Genomic DNA, 18,930 nt, shown 5'->3' with positions numbered 1-18,930 from the left:
GACTTCAGCAACCCCCGTCGGTTCGGCAGAGCGATGCTAACGAGGGAGGACAGGAGGCCGATCCTCGCGGACCGGCCATTGTCGAACCGGTTCAGAGGAAGCGGCGGATGGGGGCCACAGCGCCCTCCAGCAGCCGCTGGGCGACCGGCCGCTGCTTCCATCTCCCCGGCCGGATCAGCTCGCTGACGGCCAGATCCTCCTCGAAGTGCGCGTCCAGCTCCCCCGTGAACGACTCGTCCAGCACCGCGAGCGAGACCTCCTCGTCGTGGTCGAGGGAGCGCCGGTTGACGTTCGACGAGCCGACGAGGGAGACCACCTGGTCCACCGTGATGACCTTGGCGTGCATCATCGTGGGCTGGTACTGCCATATCCGCACCCCGCAGGCCAACAGCTCCTCGTAGTGCTGCTGCCCCGCGAGCTGGCAGACCCGCTTGTCCGTGTGCGGGCCGGGCAGCAGGATGTCGACGGTGACACCGCGCCGGGCCGCCGCGCACAGCAGGCCGACGAAGAAGGTGTCGGGCGCGAAGTAGGCGGTGGCGATGCGGACGCGCTCCTCGGCCGACTCCAGGAGCACGCGCAGCAGGGTCTGCATGTCCTGCCAGCCGAAGCTGGCCGAGCCGCGCACCACCTGGACGACGGACCGGCCGCTGGCGGAGTGCTCGATGAACCGGTCCCGTTCGTCGAAGAGTTCGTCGTGGCACTCGGCCCAGTTCTGCGCGAACGCGGCGGCGATGCCGTCCACCGCAGGACCGCGTACCTGGACGTGGGTGTCGCGCCACTCGTGCTCGTTACGAGCGTTACCGCACCACTCCTCCGCGATGCCGACCCCGCCGGTGAACGCGGTGGCCTCGTCGACCACCAGGACCTTGCGGTGGCAGCGGTGGTTCTGCTTCAACGGCGAGAGCCGCGCGGGCTTGCGGAACCAGGCGACCGCGACCCCGGCCCGCTCCATCAGATCCAGCAGCCGCTGTTCGATGGGCCTGCTGCCGAAGCCGTCGAGCAGCAGTCGCACCCGCACCCCAGCGCGGGCGCGCTCGGCCAGCGCCTCGGCGAACTGCCGGGCGATGTCGCCGCGCCAGTACACGAAGGTCATCATGTCGACGGTGTGCTCGGCGGCCCGCACACTGTCCAGCATGGCGGGGAAGATCTCGTCACCGTTGCGCAGCGGGACCAGCGCGTTGCCCTCCGTCGCGGCGATGCCGATCAGCCGCTCCAGGCGGCGGCGGATGCGCCGCTGGCGGTCCGTGGCCCGCGCCGCGTCGGGCGGCCCGTCCCCGGTCTGCTGCCCTGGGAGGGCTGGTGAGCAGTCCGGCTGTTCCCGCGCCGTGGCCATGGCAGCTCCTGCTGGGGGTCCCGAAAGCCTGAGACCACCGGGACCTGCGCGGCCCGGGGCGAACCGACTGTACGCCGGAACGGGGGGCTGCCTGTATGGGGCATGCGCACTCTGGTGCGTGCGGGGCGGGAGCGTACGTCTGCGGCGCTTCATGTGCGGCCGTGCGGCCGTGCGGCCCGCGCAACCGTCCGGGCAGGCGCTTGTACGTCCCCACCGAGTGCCCTTGTGGGGGCCCGGTGCCGCGCCTACCGTGCGGAGCAGGACCGCCTGTCTCCAGCGCCTCCGCGGCCAGGGCCGGCACCGGGCCCGGCGCCGTGGCCGACTTGCGCGACACCTTCAGCTGTCCGCTGCCGACCCGCGTCATCTGCGACCTGTTCGGTGTGGCCGCCGGACAGCGGCCCCGGATGCTGAGCGTCATCGACGACGTGCTCGCCACCGGCGCCGGCGAGGAGCAGGCCGAGCGCACCCGCCACCACCTCCTCGACGCGATGCGGACCCTGATCGACACCAAGCGAGCCGACCTCGGCGAGGACCTGACCAGCCTGCTGCTCACCGAGCACGAGGACGACGGCGACCGGCTCAGCGAGTCCGAGCTGGTCTCGACGCTCATCCTCATGATCGGCGCCGGAAGCGAGACCACCGTCGCGCTCCTGGACCACGCGGTGCGGGAACTCCTCGTCCACCCCGGGCAGTTGGCCGTTCTCCGGAACGACCCGTCCCGCTGGCCGGACGCCGTCGAGGAGACGCTGCGGCTCCACTCGCCGCTCATGCATCTGCCCCTGCACTTCGTGACGGCCGACATCGACGTCGGCGAAGGCGTCAACCGCCTGCCCGTCCGCCTGACGCCCGAGCCGTAGCCGCAGTCGCGGCGCGCATCTCACGTGCGCTGGACCAGGCCGAGGCGCAGTTCGCCCCGGGTGTGCGGGACATCGTCATTCTTCGCTCGGAGAGCCGGCTCCGTGGCGAGGACACACCACCGCGCCGTTCACGTCCCGCGGTTACCCGGGAGAGCACCTCTTCGTGCAGTACCACCCCGTCGCGGTGGCGCGCGACCTGGCCGCTGACCTGGCGGAAGCGATGCCGGAGACCGCGATGGGGTGACGGGGTGCCGGGCCCGGCTCGCCCTCTAGGGTGCTCGGGTGACCACTGAGACAGCGCGCGAGCCGGCGAACACGAAGGACACGGAGCAGCGCGGGAAGATGAGGCCCGCGTGGGGATGGCGGGTGCTGGGTCTGCTGTTCGGGTTCGTGCTCACGGTGGGCGGTGCCGCTGCCGTCGTCATCAACGTCGTCCAGGGGGCGCAGGCCACGGGACTGGCAGGCGAGCGGGGCACGTTCACCGTGGCGTACTGCACCGACAAGAACCCCAGCGGCAAGAACTCCGACTACGAGTGCGACGGTGCCTTCGTCCCCCAGGGCGGGGAGGCGGCGGACCGCAGGAGCGGAACCCTGGAGAACGCCGGTGACTACCCGGACGGCAGGAAACTGGACGTGACGGAGAACATGGTGGGCAGCCCGGGTGTGTTCCGGGAGACCGGTGTGGGCGCGGTCCTGGCCTCCCTCATGTGGATGTGCTTCGGCGTCATCGCCCTGGCCGCGGGGGTCTACCAGTCGCGCAAGTGGCTGAGGAGCTTCGGGTAGGGCTGGTCGGTCTGGGATACGGTGCCCGCGTGACGGGTGATGCTGAAGTGACGGGGGAGCCAGGGGCATCGGAGAAGTCGGAGAAGACGGAGGCGTCGTCCCGGGAGGCCGGTGTCTTCGCGTACTCGGACGAGCAGCGCGAGCGCTGGCGCGTGCTCCAGGACGAGAGCGACCGGCGACGCCGCCGCAAGCGCACCGCCGGTTGGGCCGCCGTCTGCGCGCTCGTGCTCGGCGCCGCCGGATGGTTCGCGGCACCCACGGTCAAGGACCTGGCGATCGAGTCCGGCGCCTGCGACGACGGGCTGCCCGAGGGCGGCCTGGACTCCCTGCGCGCCCTCTCCGGCGACCCGGACGAGCATCTGGCCTCGGCCGAGTCGCACACGGACACCCAACTCGGCCGCTACCACTGCGAGGTGACGACCGTGGAGCGGGGGCGGGTCGTCGAGGTCGACGCCGTCACCAGCCGTGACGACGTGGACGCCGAACTGGTGCGGCACTTCGCCGACGACGGTGGCCGGCCGCGTGCCGCGCTGCCCGCGGGACTGCCCGGCTTCGAGAGCACGTTGACCGGCATCGTGCTCACCCCCTCCTGTCCCGGCCTCGGCGATGACGCCACGGGCCGTGCCGCTCGTCTCCTGGTCGAGGTCCACGGCGGCGGCCTGGACAGGGGTCCCGTGCGGCTGCTGCGTCCCGGCGTCGCGCTCGCCAACAAGGCGTCAGAGAAGCTCGGCTGCGACAGCGAGCCGCTTCCGGTGCCCGCGGAGAACGTGGCGGCGAAGACCGTCCGCCCCGCCGGCACGGCGGGCACCGCCTGTGCGGCGCTGGCACGCGGCCCGCTTCAAGGCGACGGCTGGACGGTGGAGATGGGGACGCCCGACAGCCCGGCGCCCATGGTGAGCTGCGCCGTCAGCGCGAGCGGCGAGAACGGGGACGGGGACGGGGACGACGACCCTCAGCGGACGGTGCTGGAACTGAACGCGTGGTACGGGGACTGGGTCCCCGCGCGGATGCAGCGGCAGGCGCGGATGGACGGCACCTCCGACGGCGAGGGCGGCACGCGTGCCGTCACCCCGTGGCTGACCGGTGAGAGCGGCTGGGCCACCGCCACATGCGAGGGCAGGCCTGCCGGGTTCGAGCTGTGGGTGGACAGGGAGCAGGACGACTCGGACAGCGAGGACCGCGCGCTGGACAAGAGCCGGTACAGCGAGAAGGAGATGCGCGAGGCGCTGACCGCCTTCGCGAAGTCCCAGAGCGAGCTGCGCGACTGCCACGGCCTGCGACTGCCGGAGACGGCCGAGCGGTAACCCGGCCGTCTCGGCCTCGCTCCTGCTTCGGCCACCTCAGGAGCCCCCGCCGCCTCCGCAACCAGCTCCGCCTCCGCCTCCGCAACCGCCCCAGCCTCCGCAACCGCCTTCGCCCCCGCCGCCACTTTGGCTGCTTCCCCCGCTGCCCGCGCCGGAATCGGCGCGGGTGCTGCCGCCCGCCGTCCACGCCCGGGTGCCGGAGCGGTGGTCGCGCCGCCGGGGGTGCCGATCGGGGCGGTGCGGGGCGAGGTTCGGCGGCCTCGCGATCATCCACGCGATGAGCGCGGCGACGACCAGGAACACCCCTCCGAAAACGATCCACGCGACCATCTGCTCCCCCTGTTCCCCTGTATCCCTTGTGTCCCGCTTCATACGGCAATGCCTCTGATGCCGTGTACGTGAACGTGTACGGAGGAGACGCGTGCGGTGCGCGGAAGGTTCGCCTCCCCGTCTCCGTCCCCGTCCCTGTCCCCGGCTCGGCCGACCGGCCGGTTCCACGCCCTGACCTCGTCCTTTCGGCCGGGCCCGCCGGATGATCGTCTTGCGTACGCTGCTCCGTGTGCGAGAGGTACGTGACATGCCAGATACGGACGACCGGACTGCCACCCCGCGGCTGCCCCGTCGCGCGGCGCTTACCGCGCTGTGGGTGATCATGGGGCTGACGTGGGTGCTCGACGTGTTCAGCGTCGAGTCGGCCACGGGCCTGGAGGGACCCCATGTGTGGTGGTGGCTGGCTCCTGGCCTGGTGGCGGCGAGCGCGCTGCTGATGTCAGGGGCTCGTCCCGCCCTGACGTGGCGCGTCGGCGCCACCGCGTTCGTCTCCTGGGCGATGACGCTGCTTCAGTTCAGGGCCATGCCGCCGCTCGTCGCGGGCTGGGGCATGCTGGAGACGTTCTGCCTGCTGCTTCTGCTGGCGCTCACGGCCAGGGAGGTGGCGCGGCCCTGGCTGGCCGCCGCGCTGTGCGCGGCGCTCGGGACCGCCGTGATCGCGGCGCCGATGCGGATGGACGAGAGCAGCAACGCCTTCTTCTCCTTCCTCCTGACGTTCCTCGCGGGCGGCGCCGTCGGCCTCGGCTGCTATCTGCGCGGGCTCGACGCCCGCAGGCGGCGCGCCGTCGTCGACGTACGCCAGAACGAACGCCTCGCGCTCGCCCGCGAGCTGCACGACTTCGTCGCCCACCACGTCACAGGCATCGTCGTCCAGGCCCAGGCGGCCCGTACGATCCGCGAGACCGCGCCCGAGCAGGTGGACCCGCTGCTGCGCGGCATCGAGGAGGCCGGGTCGCAGACCCTGGAGTCCATGCGCAAGCTGGTCCGGGTGCTGCGCGAGGACGAGGTGCGCGCCGTGCGGCCGGGGGAGCTGTACGCGGAGCTGGCCGAGCTGGTCGCCGCGTTCTCCGAACGCGACGCGCCCGCCACGCTCCAGGTCGCGGCCGAGGCCAGGCAGGCGCGGGCGGAGCCCGAGGTGGAGACCTCGGTGCGCAACGTCGTACGGGAGGCGCTGACGAACGTGCGCCGTCACGCGCCGGGTTCCCCCTCCGTCACCGTGCGGGTCGCCCTGGCGGACGAGCCCCGAGGAGGTGCGGACGGCGGGCGTGAGGGCCGGAAGTCCGAGGGCGGGCGGAACACCGCCCCGCGTCTGCTGTGCGTCGAGGTGCACAACGCGCCCCCGCCCCGGCACACCTCGGCGCACGCCGAACCCCTGGGCGGACGTGGCGGCCTGGGCCTCGTCGGGCTGAGCGAGCGCGCCGAGGCCGTCGGCGGCACACTGCACGCGAGCCGGGCCGAGGACGGCGGCTGGACGCTGAGGGCCGAGTTCCCCGTGCGCGGCGCTGTGGCAGGATCACCCGCATGACCAGCAGCAGCGGATCAGCCGAACCCGTCCGTGTCCTGATCGCCGATGACCAGGACATGGTGCGTACCGGCTTCCGGCTGATCCTCCAGGCGCAGCCCGGCATAGAGGTCGTGGGCGAGGCCGCCGACGGCGCCGAGTGCGTGGAACTGGCCAGGCGGCTGCGCCCCGACGTGTGCCTCGTCGACATCCGGATGCCGAAGCTCGACGGGCTGGAGGTGACCCGTTTGCTCGCGGGCCCGAAGGCCGTCGATCCGCTGCGCGTGGTGGTCGTGACCACCTTCGACCAGGACGACTACGTGTACGGGGCGTTGCGCGGCGGCGCCTGCGGCTTCCTGCTGAAGGACGCGGGCCCCGGACTGCTGGTGGAGGCAGTACGGGCGGCGGCACGTGGCGATGCGCTGGTCTCGCCCGCCGTGACCGTGCGGCTCCTGGAGCGGATAGGGGAGGGGCCCGCCGCCGGGCCCGACGGTGCCACGAGTGCCGGGGGCGGCGCGGACTCGGAGGGTCCGCTGACGCAGCGGGAGCTGGACGTGGCGCGGCTGGTGGCCGTCGGGCGGACCAACCAGGAGATCTGCGCCGAGCTGTATGTGTCGCTCTCCACCGTCAAGTCCCATCTGGCGAGCATCCAGGGCAAGTTGGAGCTGCGGAACCGGGTGGAGATCGCCGCCTGGGCGTGGCGCAGCGGCGTCGTCGGCGTTGCCTGAACCGGCCACCCGCCGTACACACCACGCCAGTAGCGCCCGCGAGGATCGCTACTCGCTCTTCCCCGTCCCGCCGTCGTGGGACGTCTCCTCGACGCCGTAGTCAAAGCTCACCTTGTCGCCCCGCACCCCGGTCACGGAGATCAGCATCGGCTTGCTCCCGTCCCCGAAGACGGCGGTGCACCGCACGGTGTCCAACTTCTTCGCGCGCAGCCCGCGCGGGCAGCTGACGGACTTCGGTGCCTCCTCGAAGAAGGGCCGCGCGAAGTTCTCCTCGGCCTGCTTCTCGACCTCCGCACGCGGCACCATGCGGTCGGTTCCGTTGCTGTTGCTGTTGCCGCCTCCGGTTCCGGTCGCGGTGGCGACGGAGACGTTGTCCAGCAGGCGGTAAGCACCCACCGTTCCCACCGCCAGGACGGCGGCCACGGCCAGGGCGATCACGACGGGCTTCATGCGCTCTTCCTCAGTTCCGTTCCGGTGCGCTGCACTGCGCTGCCTGGAGGGCCGGTTCCCCGCGTGCGGTCTTCCGCGTACGTCTTCCCGCGTACGTCGACGGGAAGGTCAGGCGACCTCCCAGGCCGCCTCGATCATCCGGAAGATCTCGTCCACGGCGGCCTCCGGTCCGGGCGCCTCCCGGGCCAGCGAGTAGGCGTCGATCACGAACCTCGCGAGCGCCCGGCAGGCCGTCGTGGTCTGCGGCAGGCCGGGGTCGGCGGCCAGCGCCACCGCCAGCGACTCCGCGTGGCGCAGCCTCATCGACTCCTCGTACTCCCGCAGCGCGGGCGACGTGTCGATCATGTGCCAGACCGGTGCCGCGCTGTCCGCCGTGCAGTGGCGCACCAGGGCCAGCACCTCGCGGCGCAGCGCGGGGATGAGCGGTTCGTCCGGCGCCCGCTCCGTGACCGCCCGCGTGAGGCGCTGCTCGAAGTCCTCGTCCTGCTCGAAGACCAGCGCCTCCTTCGAGGCGAAGTGGGAGAAGAGCGTGGTGACGGCCACGTCGGCCTCCGCCGCCACATCGCGGATGCCCACCGCTTCGTACCCGCGCTCCAGGAAGAGCCGCAGGGCGGCGTCGGCGATCTTCTGGCGGGTCGCGGCCTTTTTGCGTTCACGGCGTCCGGGCGGCACGGTCATGCGCCGAGGCTATCAGGCACAAAAACGAATCCGCTTCAAAACACTAACCGTTAGTGCTACGGTCGTCCGCATGAAGAAAGTGAGCTTCGCCGAATTCGGCGGTCCCGACGTCCTGCACCTCATCGACGCCGAGGAGCCCCACGCGGGCCCCGGCCACATACGTATCGCCGTACGCGCCGCAGGCGTGAACCCCGTCGACTGGCGGGTCCGCGAGGGCCAGGTCCTGGGGGCGCACCCGACCGTGCTGCCCTCCGGAGTCGGGCTGGACGCCTCCGGGGTGGTGGACGAGATCGGAGAGGGCGTCGAAGGGGTCAAGATCGGTGACCTCGTGTTCGGCGAGGGTGCCAGTACCTACGCCGAGTTCGCCGTGCTGTCGGCCTGGGCCCGTATGCCCGAGGGGCTGACGTTCGAGGAGGCGGCCGGATACCCCTCGGTGGTGGAGACCGCGCTGCGCATCATCCGCGAGGTCGGTGTACGGCCCGGGCAGACGCTGCTGGTCAGCGGCGCGTCCGGGGGAGTCGGCTCGGCGGTGCTCCAGATCGCCCGCGAGCGCGGCATCACGGTGATCGGCACGGCCGGGGCCGCGAACCAGGACTATCTGCGCGGCCTGGGTGCCCTCGCGACGACGTACGGCGAGGGCTGGACCGAGCGGGTGCGGCGGCTCGGCCGGGGCGACGCGGCGCTCGATCTGGCCGGTTCGGGTGTGATCCGCGAACTCGTCGAGCTGACCGGGGATCCGCAGAAGGTGATCTCCATCGCCGACCTCGGCGCGCCGGAGCACGGCGTCCGGTTCTCGGGTGTGGCCGGGAGCGTGCCGGATGCGCTCGCCGAGGCCGCGGCGCTCATCTCGCGGGGGAAGCTCCACATACCCGTCGAGAAGTCGTACACCCTCGCCGAGGCCGCGGCGGCGCACGTCGACAGCCAGGCCGGTCACACGCGCGGGCGTCGGGTCATCGTCGTCTGAGACGTGGTCCTGGGCGGCGTCCCGCGCGTGTGACGCCGCGTCCGTGCGTCCGCGCGCTCGGGTGCCGGGGCCGCCGGGCCCCGGCACCTCGCCGTCGGCGCCGCCTGACGGCCGTGCCCCGTCTCCTTCCCGACCCCCGTGACGAAGGGTCATCGGGGTCGATTTATTGAGGACAAAATCGTTGACAATTCTGTTGCTCTAGATTTAGGTTCGACAGGCACTCACTCAGGAGGGCACATGCCGAAGCAAGCCGGTCCGAGCAGCGGAGAACAGGCCAAGCAGCTAGCTCTGACGAAGCTCCGGCAGGCGATCGTGCGGGGCGAGATGGTGCCGGCCCAAAGGCTGGTGGAGAACGAGCTCGCCGAGCAGTTCGGCGTCACACGCGCCAGCATCCGCGCGGCGCTGATCGACCTCGCGGCCGAGGGGCTGGTCGAGCGCATCCGCAACCGGGGGTCGCGGGTGCGGGTGGTCACCGTCGAGGAGGCGGTGGCCATCACGGAGTGCCGCATGGCCCTGGAGGGGCTGTGCGCGGCCAAGGCGGCGGTCTCCGCCACCGAGGACCAGCTCGACGAGCTGACCGACCTGGGCGACGCCATGTCCAAGGCGGTCGCCGACGGCGATCCCGTCACCTACTCCGAGCTGAACCACGAACTCCACACCTGCGTCAGGGAGTTCTCCGGCCAGCGGACGGCCGTGGAACTCCTGGAGCGGCTGAACGCCCAACTGGTGCGGCACCGCTTCCAGTTGGCGCTGAGGCCGGGGCGGCCCCAGCAGTCACTGAACGAGCACCTGGCCGTGATCGAGGCGATCAGGGCCAGGGATCCGCAGGCGGCCGAGTCGGCCGTCCGCGCCCACCTCGGCAGCGTGATCGAAGCGTTGCGGGACTGACGCCTCGCCCGGCACGTCGCTCGGTGCTCGGGACGTCGCGCGGTCGGCCGGTGCGGCCGGGGCGGGTGCTGTCCTGTCCAGCAAGGAGATACCAGCGATGACACGAGCCCACGCGCCCGCGCACCCCGCACACACACCGGCACCGGCACCCGCGGTCGCCGGGGCAGCCACCGGAGCCGCCGAGGTCGAGGAGGTGCGCTGCCTGCTGATGCGCGGCGGCACCTCCAAGGGCGCCTACTTCCTCGCCGGAGACCTGCCGGACGACCCCTCCGCGCGCGACGAACTGCTGCTGCGCGTCATGGGCAGCCCCGACCCCCGCCAGATCGACGGCCTGGGCGGCGCACACCCCCTCACCAGCAAGGTCGCCGTGGTGTCACCCTCGGCCGAGGGCGACACCAAAGCCGACGTGGACTACCTCTTCCTCCAGGTCGGGGTGGACACCGCCGAGGTGACGGACCGCCAGAACTGCGGGAACCTGCTCGCGGGCGTCGGCCCCTTCGCCGTCGAACGCGGACTGGTCACCCCGTCGGACGGCGACACCTCCGTACGCATCCGTATGCTCAACACCGGCGACCTCGCCACCGCCACCTTCTCCACGCCCGGCGGACGTGTCGCCTACGCGGGCTCCGCCGAGATCTCCGGGGTGCCGGGGAGCGCGGCCCCTGTGATGATCGAGTTCCCGGAGGGCGCCGGTCCGCTGCTGCCCACGGGGAACGCCCGCGACACCCTCGACGGCACGCCCGTGACCTGCGTGGACAACGGCATGCCCACCGTCCTGATCGCGGCCTCCGCGCTGGGGATCTCGGGCTACGAGAGCCCCGCCGAACTGGAGAAGGACGAAGGGCTCGCCGGCCGGCTCCGGGCGATCCGGCTCGCGGCGGGCCCCCTGATGGGGCTCGGCGACGTGTCGGACACCACCGTGCCCAAGCTCAGCCTGCTGGCCCCGCCCGAGTCCGGCGGCGCGGTCATGACCCGCACCTTCATCCCGGTGCGCTGCCACACCTCCATCGGCGTGCTCGGTGCCGCGAGCGTCGCGGCCGGGCTGCGTGTTCCCGGCAGCGTCGGAGAGGGCATCGCCCAACTCCCCGACGAGGGGAGCCGGGTGCGGGTCGAGCACCCCACGGGGTTCCTCGACGTCGAGGCCGAGGTGGAGGCCGGGACCGGCGCCGACGGTGCCGACGGCACCGCACGGGTCCGCCGCACCGGTGTGGTGCGCACCGCCCGGAAGATCTTCGACGGCACGGTCTTCGCCCGGCCCGCCGCCCCCGCGCCGACGACGGCCGACGCCCCGCGCGCCTGACGCACACCCCCGACGCACCCCGCCTGACGCGCACCCGCCCCGCGCACCGTCCCGCACATCGCACCCCCGGCCCGCCGTGGGGCCATCACCCGTACCCGCGTCCCCTCCAGCGCCACACCCGCACCCCCTCAAGGAGCCCGCCATGACCCCGCCCCTCGGAGACATCGCCCACCTCGGCCACGTCGAACTGCTCACCCCCGATCTGGACGGCAGTGTCGGCTTCTTCACCCGCATACTCGGCCTCACCGAGAACGGCCGCTCCGGCGACTCCGTCTACCTGCGCACCTTCGACGACTACGAGCACCACAGCCTCGTCCTCACGGCCCACTCCACCTCCGGTGTCCGCCGCACGGCGCTGCGCACCTCCAGCGAGGAGGCACTGCGGCGGAGGGTGGCGGAGCTGGAGCGCGCGGGGCGCGAGGGCCGCTGGGCGGAGGACGAGCCGGGCCTGGGCCCGGTGTACGTGTCCAGCGACCCCGACGGGCACGAACTCGCCCTGTACTGGGAGAGCGAGTGGTACGAGGCACCGGACGAGCTGCGCCCCGGCCTCAAGAACCAGCCCCAGGCCAAGCCCGTCCAGGGTGTGGGGGTGCGCAGGCTGGACCACGTCAACTTCCTCGGGTCCGACGTGGCCGCCAACGCCACCTTCGTCCGCGAGGTGCTCGGGGCACGCCCCACCGAGCAGATCGTCCTCGACACCGGCGAACTCGCCGCGCAGTGGCTGACGTTCACCAACAAGTCGTACGACCTCGTCTACACCTCGGACTGGACGGGCTCGCGCGGACGGCTGCACCACATCGCGTTCGCCACCGACACCCGCGAGGACATCCTGCGCGCCGCCGACCTATGTCTCGACAACGACGTGTTCATCGAGACGGGACCGCACAAGCACGCCATCCAGCAGACGTTCTTCCTCTACGTCTACGAGCCCGGCGGCAACCGCGTCGAGCTGTGCAACCCGCTCACCCGCCTGGTGCTGGCCCCCGACTGGCCGCTGATCACCTGGACCGAGACCGAGCGGGCGAAGGGGCAGGCGTGGGGCCTGAAGACCATCGAGTCCTTCCACACCCACGGCACACCGCCCGTGTCCTGACCTGGGCCGAACCGACCTGACACCCTCCGGACGAGAGGAAACAACGATGTCCTCCTCACCCGCTCCACCGGCCCGCGGCGCACGGCTGACCACCCTCGTGATCGGCCTGTGCTGGATGGTCGTGCTCTTCGACGGCCTCGACATGTTCATCTACGGCTCCGTGCTGCCGCACATGCTGGAGCAGAAGGCCCTCGGCCTCGAAGCGGGCGCGGCGGGCACCATCGGCAGCTACGCCACCTTCGGCATGCTGCTGGGCGCCCTGTGCGCGGGCACGGTCACCGACTGGGTAGGGCGCAAGAAGATGATCCTCGTCAGCACCGCGGTCTTCTCGCTGGCATCCGGGGTGTGCGCGATCGCGCCCGGCGTCACCGTCTTCGGCCTGGGCCGCTTCATCGCGGGCGTCGGTCTCGGCGGGCTGCTGCCCACCGCGATCACGATGGTCTCCGAGTACGCGCCCAAGGGCCGCGGCAACCTCACCGTCGGCCTGCTGATGACCGCGCACCAGGCGGGCGGCATCCTCTCCGCCTTCCTCGCCCTGTGGATCGTGGAGCCGCTCGGCTGGCGCGCCGCCTTCTGGGTGGGTGTCGCCCCGCTGGTCATCGCGGTGCCGCTGGTCGCCAGGTTCCTCCCGGAGTCGCCGAGCTTCCTGCTGGCGAAGGGCCGCGCCGCCGAGGCCCGCGAGCTGGCCCTGCGCTACGACGTGCCGCTCCCCGCGGCCGAGACGGAGCGCCCGGCGGCGGCCGAGCGCTGGAGCGCGCTGGCGGCACTGTTCCGGGGCGGCCTGTGGGCTCAGACCCTGCTGTTCTGGCTCGCCTCCTTCGGCGGCCTGCTGCTCGTCTACGGCGTCAGCACCTGGCTGCCCACGATGATGCGGGGCCAGGGCTACGAGCTGGGCTCCTCGCTCACCTTCGTCGTCCTCATCAATCTCGGCGGCATCGTGGGCATGCTCGTCGCGGGCCGCTTCTCCGACCGCTTCGGCGCCCCTCGGGTCGCGGCCGTCTGGTTCGCGCTCACCGCCGTCGGCGTCTACACCCTCGGCGTCCACATGCCGCTCGCCCTCACCTATGCGCTCGTCTTCCTCACCGGACTGTTCCTCTTCAGCGCCCAGGCCATGATCTACGCGGCCGTCGCCGGGCGCTCGACGGCCGATGCCCGCGCGACGGCCGTGGGCTGGACGTCCGGGATGGGCCGCTTCGGTGCCGTCTTCGGACCGTGGCTCGGCGGTCAGCTCGTCGCGAGCAAAGCGGAGGGCTGGGGGTTCACGGCCTTCGCCCTCGCCGCACTGCTCTCCACCGCCTTCATCGCCCTCACCGCGCTGACGGCCCGTCGCATCAGCGCGGGCGGCACGGGCAAGGAAGCGCTGTCCGCCACCGGCTGACGGGTCGACGGGCCGACGGGTGCATGTGTGCCGGTGGGGCGACGGTGTGTCACCCCATCAGGTCCGCCGCCGAGGTGACCCGCGAGAGGAAGACGCCGCGGATCGTCGCCCTCGCGTTCTCCGCCCTGGGCGCCTGCGTCATGCCTGCGTCATGGCCGGTGTCAGGCCGGTGTGCGCGGCGCAGAAGGCGAGGGTGTCGGCGGTCAGGTCGGCCCAGCGCGATGCGGTGCGCTGGCCGTGGCCGACATCGGCTTCGGTGCGCAGCAGGACCGGCCGGGACGAGGCCGTGGCGTGCTGGAGCGCCGCGGTGAACTTGCGGAGGTGTGCGGCGCCGACGCGGGGGTCGGTCCGGCCACCTGTGAGGAGGACGGCCGGGTAGCGGGTGCCGGGCTCGACGCGGTGGTAGGGCGAGTAGCTCAGCAGCACGTCCAGGTCACCGGGCCGGTCAGGGACGCCGAACTCCGGTGCCCACAGGGGGCCGAGGCCGAACCGGGGGTAGCGGACCATGTCGGTGGGTGCGTCGGAGCAGACGGCCGCAGCGTACAGACCGGGGTCGCTGGTCAAGGCGGCGGCGACGGTCAGGCCCGCGTGCGAGGCGCCCTTGATGGCCAGCCGCTCCGGACTGGTGAACCGCTCCCGGACGAGGTGGCGGGCCGCGGCGGCGAAGTCGGCGAAGCACGTGGGCTTGCGCAGACCGCTGCCGGCCGCGTGCCACTCGGTGCCGTGCTCGCCGCCGCCCCGCACACCGGCGATCGCGTACCGGCCACCGGCCCGCACCCAGGCCATGATGGCCGGTGAGTAGGCGGGGGCCGCGAGCGCGCCGAAACCGCCGTACGCGGTGAGGATCGTGGGCCGTGGCTCGTCGGCCTGCCCGGGCGGCATGATCACGTACATGTCCACCTCGGTGCCGTCGTCGGAACGGTAGGTGATCTGCCGCACCTCCGGCGCCTGCGTCGGCGTGTCCGGCGTCGCGACGGCGGACGTCGGCAGGGCGGGCGTGGCGGGCGCGGGCGGCTCGGGGAAGCAGCGGCCCTGCCGGACGCTGTAGCGGTGGACCGTCGGCGGGGTGACGAAGTCGGTGTAGGTGAACCACGCCTGGTCGGCGCAGCGCGGCGGTGTGCTGAGGTTGCTGATCGTGCCCGGGCCCGTGCCGGGGGTGGGCACGTCGGACAGCTTGCGCCCTGTGAGGTCGTGCAGCGCCAGGCGCGCGGCGCCCCGGCGGATCGTCCCCACCAGCAGCCGCACCTCGCCGCTGTCCTGGCCGGTGGTGAGCGCGGTGCACGAGGTCAGCAGCGCGTCCGGCCCGGGCGTGATCAGGGTGGACCACTCCTCGCGCTGGGGACGCGAGGGGTCGACGGCGCACACCCGGCCGCGCGGCGCGTCGGCGTCGGTGACCGCGTAGAGCAGCCCGCGCGGCCCGGACTTCACCAGCGCGCCGCTGCCGTCCTCCGCGCCCTGGTGGATCAGCCGGAGGCCGGGCGCTGCGGGATCGGCCGGATCCGTCAGGTCGGCCAGGTCGGCCAGGTACAGGTCGTTGCCCGCCTGCGCGCCGGGCGCGGTGCTGACGGTCAGCCACCGTCCGTCGGCGCCGAGGGACACCGACAGATGCGGGTGCACGGTGTCGAAGACGACCGGGTCGGTGGCGGGCTCTGCGCCGATCCGGTGCAGACGCACGCAGCGCGTGGCGGCTCCGGTTCCGGTTCCCGCGCCGGGGGCCCGTGCGACGTAGTAGAAGCCACTGTCGTCGGACAGCCACGCCACCGGTGTGACGCGCTCCGGGTGCAGCGGACCATCGACGACCCGGCCGGTGTCCACGTCCAGCACCCGCAGTTCGGGGCTGTCGCTGCCCCGGCGGGTGAGCTGGCAGGCCAGCAGCCGGCCGGTCCATGACGGACGCCATGCCGCGAGGAACGTCGGCCCGTCCGGGTCGACCGTCATGGGATCGACGAGGATCCGTGCGTCGGCTCCGTACTCGGCGTCGTCCCCGGCGCCCTCCCAGGCCCCGTCCTCGGTGCCGTCCGCCACCAGCAGCCGCGGAAGCTGAGCGCTCGCCTCGCGGTGCAGGAAGAACCGGCGCCGCCCGCGGAAAAGGGGCGGCGTCGCCACGGGCACGAGCGCCCCGCCCAGCCCCTGCAACTCCTCCAGCGCGGCACGGAAGTATCCGCGCGTGTGCCAGGCCGGGGCGTGCGACGTGAACAGCTCGTCCTGCCGGGCCAGCCACTGCTCGCAGTCCGCGCCCTCGTCGTCCTCCAGCCACCGGTACGGGTCGGGCACACGTCGGCCGTGCAGCTCGTCGGCGACCTGAGTGCGGGTGGCGGCGGGATAGTCGGGGGAGGCAGGGGGAGCGGGGGAGACGTGCCGATGCGGCGGGCCGCCCGCGATCGGGGGGCCCGCCGCATATGGTGTGTGGGTCGATGCCATCGGTCAGTCGTTGTCGCCCGCGGCAAGCTCCAGGCGCCATTGCGGCACGGTGAGCACCTCATCCGAGAGCAGGGTGAGAATCAGAAGTCCGAGACCAGGCAGTTCCTGCATGACGACCTCCATGTGAGGGGACGTATCCGGCGTCCCCACGCTATGCGCGCATCGCCGCACTCTCTCGTTCACCGAGCCAGTCGGGTGAGGTGACGGCGCCCGACCGGCATGATCGGCCGGGGCGGACCGCGCTTTAGAGTGCGTGGTCATGTTCATACCGTCGAATGCCCTCAGTGGCTCACGCCGTCACCGCCTCGTGGCCGGAGGGATGCTGACCCCCTTCATGGCCTTTCTGGGGGTGGTGTTCTCCGTCGTGGCCGCGCACACCACCGACCGCCCGCTGCCCATGACCGGCTTCGCGGCCGTCGCGCTCTCGGCCTTCGTGGTCGCCTGGTGGTGTGCCCGCTACTGGTACGCGGCTCTCCGGGGCACTCCCGAGCCCAACTGGTGGCCGTGGCTGCTGCCTCCGCTCACGTTCGTCACCATCTTCACCGTCGCGGGCGTCGGCGCCCTGCGGGACGGGGAGAAGGGGAGCGGCATCGGCATGCTGGTGATGGCAGGCGTGCTCGCCCTCCCGTTCCTGGTGGGGCTCGTGACCGGCCTCACCAGCCTCCTCGGGCACCGCTCCCGCAGCCGCCGCACACCCACCGCGGCCCAGCACACCCCCGAGCCCCAACGGCCGTACCGTGCCTGGGGATCGATCGACTGAATCCCGGCGTGGAAGGCGGCACGTACTCCGACGCCCCCGCCCGCCTGAGACCCGTCCCGCCACCCACCTGTATCGGCGCATGCCTGCCCCGTGAAGGCGAACGCCGCCGCCAGTGCCGGCGGCACCGCGACAGAGGCGCGACGGAGATTCACTGGGTCATCCTTTCCGGCCCGCCCCACGGCGCCGGGGCGGCCACCGCACCCCGCACCCCACACCCCACACCCCGGAATCAGCGCGTCCCCGGCCGGACGGGATATGACGGCGCACTCGGCGAACCGGACCACCCGGATCCGCAACGTTAAGGTTAGGCTAAGCTAACCCACCATGAGGGCTGGTGATCATGCTGCCGCCGCTCCCCGTTCGCGTGGGCGCGCACTGGCAGCCGAAGGTGTGACCGTGGCGTACGACGGCGTCGACGTCGTGCACGAGGCGGCGCTCGCGCTCAGGCCGGGCGAGGTCACCGCGCTCGTGGGCCCGAACGGCAGCGGGAAGTCGACGCTCCTGCGCACGCTCGCACGGTTGCAGGCCGCCCGCGCCGGCACCCTCACGCTCGACACGGAGACCGACGGCCTTGCCCTCAGCTCCCGCGAGTTCGCGCGGCACGTCGCGCTGCTCACCCAGGGCCGCCCCACCCCGAGCGGTCTCACCGTCCGGGACCTGGTCGACTTCGGCCGCTACCCGTACCGGGGCCGCTGGGGCAGGCCCGACCCCGGCGGCAGGGCCGCCGTGGACCGCGCGCTGGAGATGACCGGCGTCACCGAGCTGGCCGCGCGTGGCGCCGAATACCTCTCCGGCGGCCAGCTCCAGCGCGTATGGCTGGCGAGCTGCCTCGCCCAGGAGACCGGCGTGCTCCTCCTCGACGAGCCCACCACCTACCTCGACCTGCGCTATCAGGTCGAACTTCTCGACCTGATCCGCGACCTGGCCGATGACCACGGCATCGCCGTCGGCGTCGTCCTGCACGACCTCGACCAGGCGGCGGCCGTCGCCGACCGGGTCGCCCTGCTCCACGACGGACGGATCACCGCCGACGGCGCGCCCGCCGACGTGCTGACCCCGGAGCGGCTGACCGGCACCTACGGCATCCGCGTCGACGTCGACACCGACCCCCTGACCGGCCAACTGCGAACTCGCGCGATCGGCCGCCACCACACGCGAAGCGAAAGGCTGAGCACCACCCCATGAGACGCCTTCTCCTCACCACGACCACCGCCACCGCCGCGGTGCTCGTCCTGGCCGGCTGCGGCACCACCGAACCCGCCGCCGACGGCGCGGACTCCGCCGCCGACAAGATCTCGCTCACCGACGCTTCCGGCAAGAAGGTGACCCTCGACGGCCCCGCGAAGAAGGTCGTCGGCACCGAGTGGAACGTCGTCGAGAACCTCGCCTCCCTCGGCGTCGAGCCCGTCGGCGTCGCCGACGTCAAGGGCTACAAGACGTGGAACACGTCGGTCCCGCTGAAGAACTCCCCGAAGGACATCGGCACGCGCGGCGAGCCCAGCATGGACACGGTCGCCTCCCTCTCGCCCGACCTGATCGTCGCGACCACCGACCTCACCGCCTCCGCCGTCAAGCAGCTCCGGAAGATCGCCCCGGTCCTGGAGGTGCGCTCGGCCGACGCCTCCGACCAGGTCGGGCAGATGAAGGAGAACCTCGACCTCATCGCCGAGGCCACCGGCAAGGAGAAGCGCGCCGACGCCGTCAAGAAGGAGTTCGACGAGAAGATCGCCGCGGGCCGCGAGAAGCTGGAGAAGGCCGGGCTCGACGGGACGGAACTGGCCTTCGCCGACGGCTACGTCGCCTCCAACCAGGTCTCCATCCGCCCCTACACCAGCGGCTCCCTCATCGGCGCCGTCAACGAGGACCTCGGCCTCAAGAACCCCTGGAAGAACAAGGGCGACAAGAGCTACGGGCTCGCCACCACCGACGTCGAAGGGCTCACCGGACTCGGCGACGACGTCCAGTTCGCCTACATCGCCGGTGACGACGGCAGCCGCGACCCCTTCGGCGACGAACTGGCCGACAACAAGGTCTGGAAGTCGCTGCCCTTCGTGAAGGAAGGGAACGTGCACAAGCTGCCCGGGGGCATCTGGATGTTCGGCGGCCCCGGGTCGATGGGAGCCTACGCCGACGCCGTCGTCGACGCGCTGACGAAGTAACGC

The 18,930-nt window shown here is 72.3% G+C and carries 17 protein-coding genes; 13 read left to right on the top strand and 4 right to left on the bottom strand.

All coding sequences use genetic code 11. The features are described 5' to 3' along the window. Positions 1 to 91: 91 nt before the first annotated feature. Positions 92 to 1,333 (bottom strand): phospholipase D-like domain-containing protein, encoded by a 1,242-nt coding sequence (locus ACWGJ2_RS02980; RefSeq protein WP_453344160.1) that lies wholly within the window; start codon positions 1,331 to 1,333, stop codon positions 92 to 94. Positions 1,334 to 1,656: 323 nt separating this feature from the next. Between ACWGJ2_RS02980 and ACWGJ2_RS02975 the strand changes: the two genes are divergently transcribed. The 5 genes from ACWGJ2_RS02975 to ACWGJ2_RS02955 all read left to right on the top strand — a co-directional run bounded on the left by ACWGJ2_RS02975 (position 1,657) and on the right by ACWGJ2_RS02955 (position 6,836). After that, a complete protein-coding gene (locus ACWGJ2_RS02975; protein WP_453344159.1) occupies positions 1,657 to 2,190 on the top strand; it encodes a cytochrome P450 in 534 nt (177 codons plus the stop codon). A gap of 282 nt (positions 2,191 to 2,472) precedes the next feature. After that, positions 2,473 to 2,973, top strand: coding sequence for a hypothetical protein (locus ACWGJ2_RS02970; protein ID WP_453344158.1), 501 nt, complete (start codon positions 2,473 to 2,475; stop codon positions 2,971 to 2,973). A gap of 29 nt (positions 2,974 to 3,002) precedes the next feature. Then, complete coding sequence (locus ACWGJ2_RS02965) at positions 3,003 to 4,277, top strand: hypothetical protein (RefSeq protein ID WP_453344157.1); 1,275 nt, start codon at positions 3,003 to 3,005, stop codon at positions 4,275 to 4,277. 577 nt (positions 4,278 to 4,854) lie between these two features. Beyond that, positions 4,855 to 6,132, top strand: coding sequence for a sensor histidine kinase (locus ACWGJ2_RS02960; RefSeq protein WP_453344156.1), 1,278 nt, complete (start codon positions 4,855 to 4,857; stop codon positions 6,130 to 6,132). Beyond that, positions 6,129 to 6,836, top strand: a complete 708-nt coding sequence (locus ACWGJ2_RS02955) for a response regulator (protein ID WP_453344155.1) — start codon at positions 6,129 to 6,131, stop codon at positions 6,834 to 6,836. Before ACWGJ2_RS02960 ends, ACWGJ2_RS02955 begins: the two co-directional genes overlap by 4 nt. 48 nt (positions 6,837 to 6,884) lie before the next feature. On the opposite strand, the gene ACWGJ2_RS02950 is transcribed toward ACWGJ2_RS02955, so the two are convergent. After that, the gene (locus ACWGJ2_RS02950; RefSeq protein WP_453344154.1) at positions 6,885 to 7,286 is read right to left on the bottom strand and encodes a DUF4333 domain-containing protein; all 402 of its coding nucleotides are present in this window, start codon (positions 7,284 to 7,286) and stop codon (positions 6,885 to 6,887) included. A gap of 108 nt (positions 7,287 to 7,394) precedes the next feature. Next, positions 7,395 to 7,964, bottom strand: coding sequence for a TetR/AcrR family transcriptional regulator (locus ACWGJ2_RS02945; RefSeq protein WP_453344153.1), 570 nt, complete (start codon positions 7,962 to 7,964; stop codon positions 7,395 to 7,397). 70 nt (positions 7,965 to 8,034) lie between these two features. On the opposite strand from ACWGJ2_RS02945, the gene ACWGJ2_RS02940 reads away from it, so the two are divergent. The 5 genes from ACWGJ2_RS02940 (at position 8,035) to ACWGJ2_RS02920 (ending at position 13,587) form a co-directional block, all read left to right on the top strand. Beyond that, positions 8,035 to 8,928 carry an NADP-dependent oxidoreductase gene (locus ACWGJ2_RS02940; protein WP_453344152.1) on the top strand — a complete coding sequence of 298 codons (894 nt, stop codon included), beginning with the start codon at positions 8,035 to 8,037 and terminating at the stop codon, positions 8,926 to 8,928. Positions 8,929 to 9,165: 237 nt separating this feature from the next. Then, on the top strand, positions 9,166 to 9,816 hold the full coding sequence (locus ACWGJ2_RS02935) for a GntR family transcriptional regulator (protein WP_453344151.1): 651 nt from the start codon (positions 9,166 to 9,168) through the stop codon (positions 9,814 to 9,816). Positions 9,817 to 9,913: 97 nt separating this feature from the next. After that, complete coding sequence (locus tag ACWGJ2_RS02930) at positions 9,914 to 11,116, top strand: 4-oxalomesaconate tautomerase (RefSeq protein ID WP_453344150.1); 1,203 nt, start codon at positions 9,914 to 9,916, stop codon at positions 11,114 to 11,116. Positions 11,117 to 11,258: 142 nt separating this feature from the next. Continuing rightward, a complete protein-coding gene (locus tag ACWGJ2_RS02925; RefSeq protein ID WP_453344149.1) occupies positions 11,259 to 12,209 on the top strand; it encodes a catechol 2,3-dioxygenase in 951 nt (316 codons plus the stop codon). A gap of 46 nt (positions 12,210 to 12,255) precedes the next feature. Beyond that, positions 12,256 to 13,587, top strand: a complete 1,332-nt coding sequence (locus ACWGJ2_RS02920) for an MFS transporter (protein ID WP_453344148.1) — start codon at positions 12,256 to 12,258, stop codon at positions 13,585 to 13,587. 138 nt (positions 13,588 to 13,725) lie between these two features. On the opposite strand, the gene ACWGJ2_RS02915 is transcribed toward ACWGJ2_RS02920, so the two are convergent. Next, positions 13,726 to 16,008 (bottom strand): prolyl oligopeptidase family serine peptidase, encoded by a 2,283-nt coding sequence (locus ACWGJ2_RS02915; protein WP_453344147.1) that lies wholly within the window; start codon positions 16,006 to 16,008, stop codon positions 13,726 to 13,728. A 319-nt stretch (positions 16,009 to 16,327) separates the two neighbouring features. Between ACWGJ2_RS02915 and ACWGJ2_RS02910 the strand changes: the two genes are divergently transcribed. The 3 genes from ACWGJ2_RS02910 to ACWGJ2_RS02900 all read left to right on the top strand — a co-directional run bounded on the left by ACWGJ2_RS02910 (position 16,328) and on the right by ACWGJ2_RS02900 (position 18,927). Continuing rightward, entirely contained in the window at positions 16,328 to 16,768 is a 441-nt protein-coding gene (locus ACWGJ2_RS02910) for a hypothetical protein (protein WP_453344146.1), read from the top strand. 324 nt (positions 16,769 to 17,092) lie between these two features. Beyond that, positions 17,093 to 17,953 carry an ABC transporter ATP-binding protein gene (locus tag ACWGJ2_RS02905; RefSeq protein ID WP_453344145.1) on the top strand — a complete coding sequence of 287 codons (861 nt, stop codon included), beginning with the start codon at positions 17,093 to 17,095 and terminating at the stop codon, positions 17,951 to 17,953. After that, a complete protein-coding gene (locus ACWGJ2_RS02900; RefSeq protein ID WP_453344144.1) occupies positions 17,950 to 18,927 on the top strand; it encodes an iron-siderophore ABC transporter substrate-binding protein in 978 nt (325 codons plus the stop codon). The genes ACWGJ2_RS02905 and ACWGJ2_RS02900 overlap by 4 nt, the downstream gene beginning before the upstream one ends. Positions 18,928 to 18,930: the final 3 nt, after the last annotated feature.

This window comes from Streptomyces sp. NPDC054796 (genome assembly GCF_053611545.1).
The sequence above is the reverse complement of the archived record's forward strand: the minus strand, read 5'-3'. Positions and strand labels throughout refer to the sequence as shown.

Excerpts from the sequence above, each read along its gene's own strand:
- ACWGJ2_RS02930 (WP_453344150.1), top strand. The coding sequence starts at position 9,914 with ATGACACGAGCCCACGCGCCCGCGCACCCCGCACACACACCGGCACCG.
- ACWGJ2_RS02910 (WP_453344146.1), top strand. The coding sequence starts at position 16,328 with ATGCTGACCCCCTTCATGGCCTTTCTGGGGGTGGTGTTCTCCGTCGTG.
- ACWGJ2_RS02980 (WP_453344160.1), bottom strand. The coding sequence starts at position 1,333 with ATGGCCACGGCGCGGGAACAGCCGGACTGCTCACCAGCCCTCCCAGGG.
- ACWGJ2_RS02925 (WP_453344149.1), top strand. The coding sequence starts at position 11,259 with ATGACCCCGCCCCTCGGAGACATCGCCCACCTCGGCCACGTCGAACTG.
- ACWGJ2_RS02900 (WP_453344144.1), top strand. The coding sequence starts at position 17,950 with ATGAGACGCCTTCTCCTCACCACGACCACCGCCACCGCCGCGGTGCTC.
- ACWGJ2_RS02935 (WP_453344151.1), top strand. The coding sequence starts at position 9,166 with ATGCCGAAGCAAGCCGGTCCGAGCAGCGGAGAACAGGCCAAGCAGCTA.
- ACWGJ2_RS02940 (WP_453344152.1), top strand. The coding sequence starts at position 8,035 with ATGAAGAAAGTGAGCTTCGCCGAATTCGGCGGTCCCGACGTCCTGCAC.
- ACWGJ2_RS02950 (WP_453344154.1), bottom strand. The coding sequence starts at position 7,286 with ATGAAGCCCGTCGTGATCGCCCTGGCCGTGGCCGCCGTCCTGGCGGTG.
- ACWGJ2_RS02915 (WP_453344147.1), bottom strand. The coding sequence starts at position 16,008 with ATGGCATCGACCCACACACCATATGCGGCGGGCCCCCCGATCGCGGGC.
- ACWGJ2_RS02955 (WP_453344155.1), top strand. The coding sequence starts at position 6,129 with ATGACCAGCAGCAGCGGATCAGCCGAACCCGTCCGTGTCCTGATCGCC.
- ACWGJ2_RS02905 (WP_453344145.1), top strand. The coding sequence starts at position 17,093 with ATGAGGGCTGGTGATCATGCTGCCGCCGCTCCCCGTTCGCGTGGGCGC.
- ACWGJ2_RS02920 (WP_453344148.1), top strand. The coding sequence starts at position 12,256 with ATGTCCTCCTCACCCGCTCCACCGGCCCGCGGCGCACGGCTGACCACC.
- ACWGJ2_RS02960 (WP_453344156.1), top strand. The coding sequence starts at position 4,855 with ATGCCAGATACGGACGACCGGACTGCCACCCCGCGGCTGCCCCGTCGC.
- ACWGJ2_RS02945 (WP_453344153.1), bottom strand. The coding sequence starts at position 7,964 with ATGACCGTGCCGCCCGGACGCCGTGAACGCAAAAAGGCCGCGACCCGC.